The following is an 8,203-nucleotide window of genomic DNA, read 5'->3' on the forward strand; positions in this document are numbered from 1 at the left end:
AAAGCGTTCGGTTATTTTCTGCCGGACTCGGTGATCGATCAATTGGCGAAAAATATCGGGGATATCAAGGCTACCAGCAAGGTTGTATACGGTATTTGTCTGTATACCGATGCGCAGCAATACGCCGCGCTTTCGGAGATGATGGATCCCAAGGACTTGAGCCGGTTCATGAACAGATACTACGAGAAACTTTTTGTACCGGTTAGGAAATTTGGTGGGATCGTTTCCGACGTGGTGGGTGACTCCATGATGGCCATATGGGCCAAAGCCAACCCGGATGCGTCGTTGAGGGCGGCGGCATGTCACGCGGCATTAGGCATCGTCCAGGCAATCAATGCATTCAATAGGGAAAATGAGCTAATAAAGCTTCACACCCGAATTGGCATGCATGCGGGCCACATCATGATTGGCAACATCGGCGCCGTTGACCATTACGAATATCGTCCGGTGGGAGACATTGTGAATACCGCGTCGCGCATGGAAAGTTTAAACAAACATCTCGGCACGCAGATTTTGGTTTCTGATCAAGTCCTGCACCTGGTGGACGGGTTTTTGACCCGGCGGCTCGGCGAATTTCTGTTGTTCGGCAAATCATATGCGGTCACGATTCATGAATTGTTGGGTTACGCAAGAGATAGCGACATGGAGAAGGATCAACTTTGCAGGTGCTTCGAAGAGGGTCTTCGTGCATACCGGAGCAAACACTGGGATGAGGCGATCGACGCCTTCGAACGAACACTGACCACCTATCGCGCCGATGGCCCCTCCATTTTTTTCAAAAAACAATGTGAATCGTTCAAGCAGAACCCTCCAGATGAAAACTGGGATGGAACGGTGGTCATGGGCCAAAAATAGCCTACAGGGGTGAACAGAATGAAGCGATGGATAAATCTCGATGGCAAGGGGGTCGGCATCCGACCGGCTCTGGCGTTATGGGTCCTGGTTGTTGCGTTATTGACTCCCCAGCCGGCAGTTGGCCAAACAGCAATGGAGACCGAATGGGTTGCCAGTGTCGTGTCCATACAAGGCCAGGTTCAGGTGCGACGGAAAGCGAGTGAACAGTGGGAGACGGTTGGCTTGGAAGATCGCTTTCATGCCGGGGATATGGTCAAAGTGGGCACGAACAGCCGTGCGGCATTCGTTTTGAAAAATGAGAGTACGCTGCGGGTCGACCAACACACCACGCTTGTATTCAGTGCGGCTGAAAAAGAACAGCCTTTTTGGATCGAATTGATCTATGGCGCGGTGCACTTTTTCAGCCGCGTGCATCGAAGCCTTCGCCTGGTAACGCCCTTTGTGAATGGCGCAGTTGAAGGGACCGAGTTTGTCGCACGCGTGGATGCGAATCAGACGTGGATTTCACTGTTCGATGGCCGCTTGCGCGTATCTAACCCGCAGGGTAGCCTCCTCATGACCCAACACCAGTCTGTGAGCGCAGCGGCCAACCAGCCTCCGGTTCAGGAAGCCGTCGTGCATCCCCGGGATGCTGCCCAGTGGAGCCTTTACTATCCGGCTGTGATCGATTTTAAACCCGATGATTTTCCGTGCGCTGAAGGCGGGTGCATGTCTGCCCGACAATCGGTCGACGCGTGGCGCAAAGGCCGTCTGCTTGAAGCCTTCAGCACCCTTGACCAGATACCAGAACCGTTCGACGATCCACGGTTTTTGCTATATCGGGCCGCCCTGAAGCTTTCCGTAGGCCGTGTGGATGCGGCAACGATCGATCTGCAACAGGTACAATCCTCAGAGGCGCAGCGGGGAGATGCGCTGGCACTTCTGGCGGTTGCCGCGGTGGTTCAGAATAAGAAAGAAAGGGCGCGTCAACTGATCGATCAGGCGATGGCCCAATCACCGGTCAGCAGCAGTGTCGACATGGCCAATGCATACGTGCAGCAGGCTTTTTTTGATCTTGACGGCGCCCTTGCCAGTGTTCGGTCAGCGACGAAAAAGGAACCAGACAATGCCCTGGCCTGGGCGCGACTGTCGGAGCTCTACTTGGCCAGGGGTGAAAGAATCGACGCCCTGCGTGCAGCCGATCGGGCGGCGGAGCTTCGGCCGGACCTGGCGCACACGCTGACCGTGCTGGGGTTTGCCCACCTGGCCCAAATAAAAACCGAAAAAGCCAAACAAGCCTTTGCCAAAGCGATCGCTTCGGATTCTGCCGCACCCATGGCGCGTCTGGGGATGGGGCTGGCCATGATCCGTGAAGGCCAGTTGGCTGAGGGCCGGGGGGAAATTGAAATCGCTGCCTGTCTGGACCCTGATAATGCCCTGATTCGGAGCTATCTGGGAAAGGCCTATTTCGAGGAAAAACGAGATGATCCAGCGTCGGTGCAACTGGCTGCGGCCAAGCAGCTGGATCCGGCCGACCCCACCCCCTGGTTTTATAATGCGATCCTCAAGCAGTCTGTTAACCGCCCGGTGGAAGCGCTTCACGACCTGCAAACATCCATTGACTTGAACGACAATCGGGCCGTCTACCGCTCTCGCTTCCTCTTGGACGAAGACCTGGCTGTGCGCAGCGCCGGCATCGGTCAGATATACCGCGATCTTGGCTTTCAGCAGCTGGCCCTGGTGCAGGGCTGGAAGTCGGTGAACACCGATCCGACCAACTATTCGGCCCACCGTTTTCTGGCGGACAACTATTCGGTACTGCCACGACATGAGATCGCTCGGGTGAGTGAATTGCTCCAGTCCCAGATGCTCCAACCTCTCAACGTCAGGCCGATTCAGCCCAGTCTCGCAGAAACCAATCGTTTCATCATAGACGGTACCGAACCGTCTGCTCCGGCATTCAACGAATTCAGCCCCCTCTTCCTCCGCAACCGCCTGGCATCACAGGCCAGCGGTGTGGTAGGCAGCCAATCCACCTGGGGCGACGAAATCGCACTCGCCGGGATGTACGATCGCTACTCGTTCAGTCTCGGCCAGTTCCACCACCAAACGGATGGTTTCCGGGAGAACAACGACAGAAAATCAAACTATTACAATGCGTTCACCCAGGTTAGCTTGACGCCCAAAACATCGTTGCTTGCAGAGTTTCGCTATTCTGACAAGCAAAAAGGTGACCTGCCGGTAAGGTTTTCCGGCGATTTTTATGAAGACAGCCGGCAGGAGACAGATCGACGGTCCTTGCGCATCGGGGGGCGATATTCACCCAACCCACGCAACGATATTTTAGGGACGATCGTCGCCAGTCAATTGGATGGCAGGGATGTGGATTTTGGCATAATTGAGGATGTGGATGAGAAAGGTGTCATGACCGAACTCCAGCACCTGTTCCGATCCGAAACGTTCAATCTGATCAGTGGAATCGGATACTTTCATTCCGACGCGGATTTTACGGTAATCGATGATGAAGAACCGGTGCCAGTGGTTTCTGATACTCGAATAGATCACACCACACCCTATACATACGCTTATCTTTTTTTCCCGGAAAAGGTCACCTGGACGCTCGGTGCCAGCATGGATTTTTTCGATGGAAAGGGCACAGAGGAGCTGTTCAACCCCAAAATGGGGGTGACTTGGGATTTGACCCCGGCAACGACTTTTCGGGCGGCCGCGTTTCGCACGTTCAAGCGCAACCTGATTGCCGACCAAACCCTCGAACCAACCCAGATAGCCGGTTTCAACCAGTTTTACGATGATGCCAACCGTACGGAAGCCTGGAGATACGGTGCCGCCATCGACCAGAAACTGGGGCTGAATCTGTTCGCAGGCCTGGAGTACGCCATACGTGATATGGAGATCAGCTATACGGATTTCGATCTTCAAATTCGCAAGGTCGGGTGGGATGAACAGTCCTGTCGTGTTTATCTGTTTTGGACCCCGCACGATTGGATATCTGCTGGAGTAGAATACGGTTATTCCCGTTTTGAAAGAGACGGGACATTTGTGGGGGAAGAATTGTTCACTACGCTGGTAACGCACAAAGTTCCCATAAGTGCCAATTTATTCCATCCCTCCGGATTGTTTCTGCGGTTGAAGGCGACTTATGTCGATCAGGAGGGAGAATTCGGCTGGCCCAGATTTTTCCCAACAGAGCCGGGCAGCGATCATTTCTGGGTTGCCGATGCGGCTCTCGGCTATCGTTTGCCAAAAAGATACGGAATCTTCAGCCTGGAAGCCAAAAACCTTTTTGATCAAACATTTCAATTCCAGGATACCGATCCGTCCAACCCGGAGATCATTCCGGAGCAAGCCTTTCTGGCCAAGATTACTTTGTCTTTCTGACGCTTGCTTCATCGGCAGTTAAAACTAAACTGAGCGTGGCAATCGGTTTTTAACCCACAACGTCCAAAAACAGGAGGGTACAGTAATGATGCAGAAAAAAAGGTTCTTCTTGGTGAGCGTATTTCTGGGTTGTCTGTTGGCGCTTTTGGCATTGCCTTGTCTTGTCGGTCCTGCGATGGCCGATGGCAAGCAGACAGAGGAGTCGTTTTATCAGGAAATTAAGGAGGCTTTAAAGGAGAAGCCATTATACTTCGTCGCATATGAAAAAGGAGAGAGAGGGCAACCGGTTGCCATCATCCCAGCACCAGGGGCGATGGTGATGACGACAGAAAATGGTAGACTAAACGAAATCAATACGTTGGTAAAGGTGCTGAAACTGATTCAGGAAGCACGCAATGAAAATTTCGTGGAGACCACGTGTGAAACGTCATTTTACGTTCATGGCAGCCCGGGCTGTCGCATCAAGAAAATGGCCTCCGGCGAATATAAGGTTATCTGCGATTAACAAACCAACTCGGCAGCATGGGATGGCCGTTGACGATTAGGAAACCACTCTACATGGGGTCGGGTTTAGCGTGATTCCGATACCACTTCGCACGGTTCACCAGGGCAGTCGCCCAACTCGGCGTCCCCAGGGCATGAATGTGGGTGTAGGTGGCCAAGACGTTGTTGATGCACACGCCGTCCTTTCCGTCGATAAAACCGTTGCCGCGTTGCATGGAAAAGGCCAGGTTTTCATCGCACCCGTGCCACGCGTTCACGCTGGAGTAGTGAAACTCGTGGCCCAGCAGCCGGGTTCCTACCGGGAAGTAGGGGTTTTCCTTTTCCACTCGGATGATCGTGTAGCCGTGGCCCTGGGGCCGCTTGGAAAAACCGAAAATCACCGGCAGCACGCCGGCCATGTCGAAGTTGCCATCTTCCAAATGCAGGCGCTCTCCCAGGTACATGAGCCCACCGCATTCGGCGTAAATGGGGAGGCCGTTGTCGGCAAGGGCCTTCAATTCGTTTCGGAAAGGTGTATTGGCTTCCAGTTCCCGGGCATGGGTCTCCGGAAAGCCGCCGCCGATGTAAAGCGCGTCTATGGGGGGAAGGTGCTTTTCTGTTAGCGGGCTGGTGAAGACCAGACTAGCGCCGGCAGACTCGAGGGCTTCCAGGTTCTCGGGATAGTAGAACTGAAACGCCGCATCCCTGAGAATGCCGATGATGGGCCGGTCTGAATTGGTCCTGACCTTAACCGCCTCCGTTTTCAGCGCCCTGCCGTTTTCAGCATGTGTCGCCGTTGCGGCCAGGCGCTGAATCCGCTGGAGATCCAGATGTTTTTCCGCCACCGACCGGATGGCCTCGATGGCCGGTTGCGCCCAGTGGTGTTCATGGGTCGGCACCAGCCCCATGTGGCGCTCGGGAAAGCGCTGCTCCTTCAGTTTCGGCACCGCGCCCAGGACAGGAATGCCGGTATATGATTCGATGCTGCGGGTGAGGATGCTCCGGTGCCGCGTGCCGGCCACCCGATTCAGCACCACACCGCCGATATGTACATCGGGATCGAAGGCGTTGATACCGCCAACAACGGCGGCCATGGTGCGGGTGGTCTTGGTGGCGTCGATGCACAGGATCACCGGCAGGCCCAGCAGCTTGGCCAGTTCGGCCGTGCTGGTTTCCCCGTCGGTGCTGATGCAGTCGTAAAGGCCTCGGTTGCCTTCGATGACGGCAAGATCGATGTGCTGAGTGTGAGCGTGATAAGAGCCGAGAATGGTGTCCCGGTCGATGAGGAAGGTGTCCAGGTTGTAGCAGGGCCGGCCGGCCGCAAGGGCCAGCCAGCCGGCGTCGATATAATCTGGACCTTTTTTAAATGGTGCAATGGATTTGCCCAGGCTCCGCAACGCAGCGATGATGCCGACGGAAAAGATCGTTTTTCCCGACCCTCCCCGCAAGGCGGCGACAACGATGCCCGGGGTTGGCTGACTGATTGCTGGAGCCTGTTTCAAAATGGTGTGCATGGCGGCGGAAAGCCTATGGGTGCGGCGTACCGTCGCAGACGGGCTTTAATCTTCGTGCTCGGCCGCAGCCTGCTTGCCGGTGCCGGGCATTCCGTACATGGAGGTGCTTCCCGAAGACCAATATTCAAGGACGTTTTCCTCTACCAGTTTGTTGACGATTTTTTTGGCCTCACGGGGCTTCATGTCCAGAATTTTGGTTAGGTCGTTGAAGTAGAATTTGCTTTTGGTCTTCAGCTTTTTGGTCAACTGCTCTACGATCAGCTTTTTTGCCTCTTCGTATTCCATGGTAACCTCTTTTCTAAAGAAGGCAGGGGGGGCGCATGGCCTCCCCCTGCACAGATTCGTTCATATGGAAATAAATTAGAACTTGAACTGCGTGGTCTGGCGCCAGGTGTAGTAAGCCGGATCACGGAAATCATCGATCAAATGATGGGTGAATTCAAGTTCGCATTTGTCGAAGAAGCGCTCCCAACCGATCCGCTCGGCCCAGTCACCCACACGTTCGTATTTGTTAGCGCCGGCGGAGTAGGCTTCGACGATCTTTTTGATAACCGCGGTGGTCTGGTCCCAACGGGGAACTTCGTTGGGCAAAAAGGCCACGACAACCTTGGAGAACATGGGCTTGCTGATGCGGTTGGAGACCTTGCCGCCGACCATGATGACGATGCCGTCACCTTCCTTGTCTGCCAGCGGCAGGGAGGGGCACATGGTGTAGCAGTTGCCGCAGAACATGCAGCGGTCATTGTTCACGGCGATTGATTTGACTTCCTTGTCACCCACCTTCACCTTGGTCGGCTTGAGCGCCGCGGTGGGGCAGGCCGCGATGGCCAGGGGAATTTCACACATCTTGTCCAGGTATTCGTTGTCGATGATCGGCGGTTTCCGGTGGTAGCCGAGGATGGCGATGTCGGAGCAGTGCACGGCGCCGCACATGTTCAGGCAGCAGGCCAGGGAGACGCGCAGCTGGGCCGGCAGGCGGTGCTGTTTGAAATCGTCAAAGAGCACGTCCATGGTGGCCTTGACCGGACCGGAAGCATCCGTGGCCGGGGTGTGGCAATGAATCCAACCCTGGGTGTGAATGATGTTGGTGACGCCGGCACCGGTGCCGCCCACGGGGAATTTGAAGCTGCCGCCGTCGAACTTGCGGCTTTCCAGGTCTTTGATCAGGGGATCGACCTTGGCCTTGTCGTCCACCATGAACTCGATGTTGTTACGGGTGGTGAAACGCAGGTGACCGCCGCAGTGCTTGTCGGCGATTTCACAGATCTCGCGGATGTGGGTCACGCTCATCAGGCGGGCGCCGCCCACGCGTACGGTGTAGCACTCGTCGCCGCTGGCGGCCACGTGCACCAGCACGCCCGGTTTGATGATTTCGTGGTACAGCCATTTGCCCTTGTTCTTGGCGATGACCGGCGGATAAAACTCGTCATACTTTTTCGGACCGATGTCGGTGATCCGGTTTTCCATCGGTTTGTCGGGATTGTATCCTGAAGAAATAAATGCCATTGTGATTCCTCCCCTTTATCTCTGGTGGTCTTTTCTGAAGTCTGCAATGTCTCGATCCCAGCCGCCTTCAACCTCTTCCTCTTTCCAGAAGATGTAGGGGTTGTGGCGCGGTTCCTGAACATGCTGGGCCATCGGTTTGATGTTGGTGGCTTCGAGCAGTTTCTGGAATCCCTGGCGTTTGATCAGTTCACCGAGACGTTCGCGGTTCTTGCCTTCTTCCATCCACCAATCCCAGATGGCTTCGATGACTTCCTTGATCTCGTCGTAGGGCTCTTCGACTTTGATGAAAGGCACCAGCAGGGAGCCCATCTGGGCGCCGTCGAGGATCGGGGCCTTGGCGCCGACCAGCATTGAACAACCACGGTCGTCACCGACATGCAGGGCCCTGGGCATGACGTTGATGCAATGCATGCAGCGCGTGCACTCTCTGTTGTCGATCTTCAGCTTGCCGCCGTCCATCCACATGC

The 8,203-nt window shown here is 55.2% G+C and carries 6 protein-coding genes and 1 pseudogene; 3 read left to right on the plus strand and 4 right to left on the minus strand.

The features are described from left to right. The 3 genes from ABYV26_RS15745 to ABYV26_RS15755 form a co-directional block, all read left to right on the plus strand. A partial coding sequence (locus ABYV26_RS15745; protein WP_372682311.1) for an adenylate/guanylate cyclase domain-containing protein occupies positions 1 to 855 on the plus strand: 855 nt, incomplete at its 5' end. An 18-nt stretch (positions 856 to 873) separates the two neighbouring features. After that, positions 874 to 4,233, plus strand: a complete 3,360-nt coding sequence (locus tag ABYV26_RS15750) for a FecR domain-containing protein (RefSeq protein ID WP_372682312.1) — start codon at positions 874 to 876, stop codon at positions 4,231 to 4,233. An 85-nt stretch (positions 4,234 to 4,318) separates the two neighbouring features. Beyond that, positions 4,319 to 4,738, plus strand: a complete 420-nt coding sequence (locus ABYV26_RS15755; RefSeq protein WP_372682313.1) for a hypothetical protein — start codon at positions 4,319 to 4,321, stop codon at positions 4,736 to 4,738. Positions 4,739 to 4,787: 49 nt separating this feature from the next. On the opposite strand, the gene ABYV26_RS15760 is transcribed toward ABYV26_RS15755, so the two are convergent. The 4 genes and pseudogenes from ABYV26_RS15760 to ABYV26_RS15775 form a co-directional block, all read right to left on the minus strand. Then, positions 4,788 to 6,230, minus strand: a complete 1,443-nt coding sequence (locus ABYV26_RS15760; protein WP_372682314.1) for a cobyrinate a,c-diamide synthase — start codon at positions 6,228 to 6,230, stop codon at positions 4,788 to 4,790. Between the two features lie 45 nt (positions 6,231 to 6,275). Beyond that, positions 6,276 to 6,515 carry a dissimilatory sulfite reductase D family protein gene (locus ABYV26_RS15765; protein WP_372682315.1) on the minus strand — a complete coding sequence of 80 codons (240 nt, stop codon included), beginning with the start codon at positions 6,513 to 6,515 and terminating at the stop codon, positions 6,276 to 6,278. Between the two features lie 75 nt (positions 6,516 to 6,590). Beyond that, the gene (gene dsrB, locus ABYV26_RS15770; RefSeq protein ID WP_372682316.1) at positions 6,591 to 7,736 is read right to left on the minus strand and encodes a dissimilatory-type sulfite reductase subunit beta; all 1,146 of its coding nucleotides are present in this window, start codon (positions 7,734 to 7,736) and stop codon (positions 6,591 to 6,593) included. 15 nt (positions 7,737 to 7,751) lie between these two features. After that, positions 7,752 to 8,203: pseudogene (locus ABYV26_RS15775) on the minus strand (sulfite reductase, dissimilatory-type subunit alpha); the annotation flags it as partial.

This window comes from Desulfosarcina sp. (assembly GCF_041551955.1).
In the GTDB taxonomy this organism is placed as follows: domain Bacteria; phylum Desulfobacterota; class Desulfobacteria; order Desulfobacterales; family Desulfosarcinaceae; genus Desulfosarcina.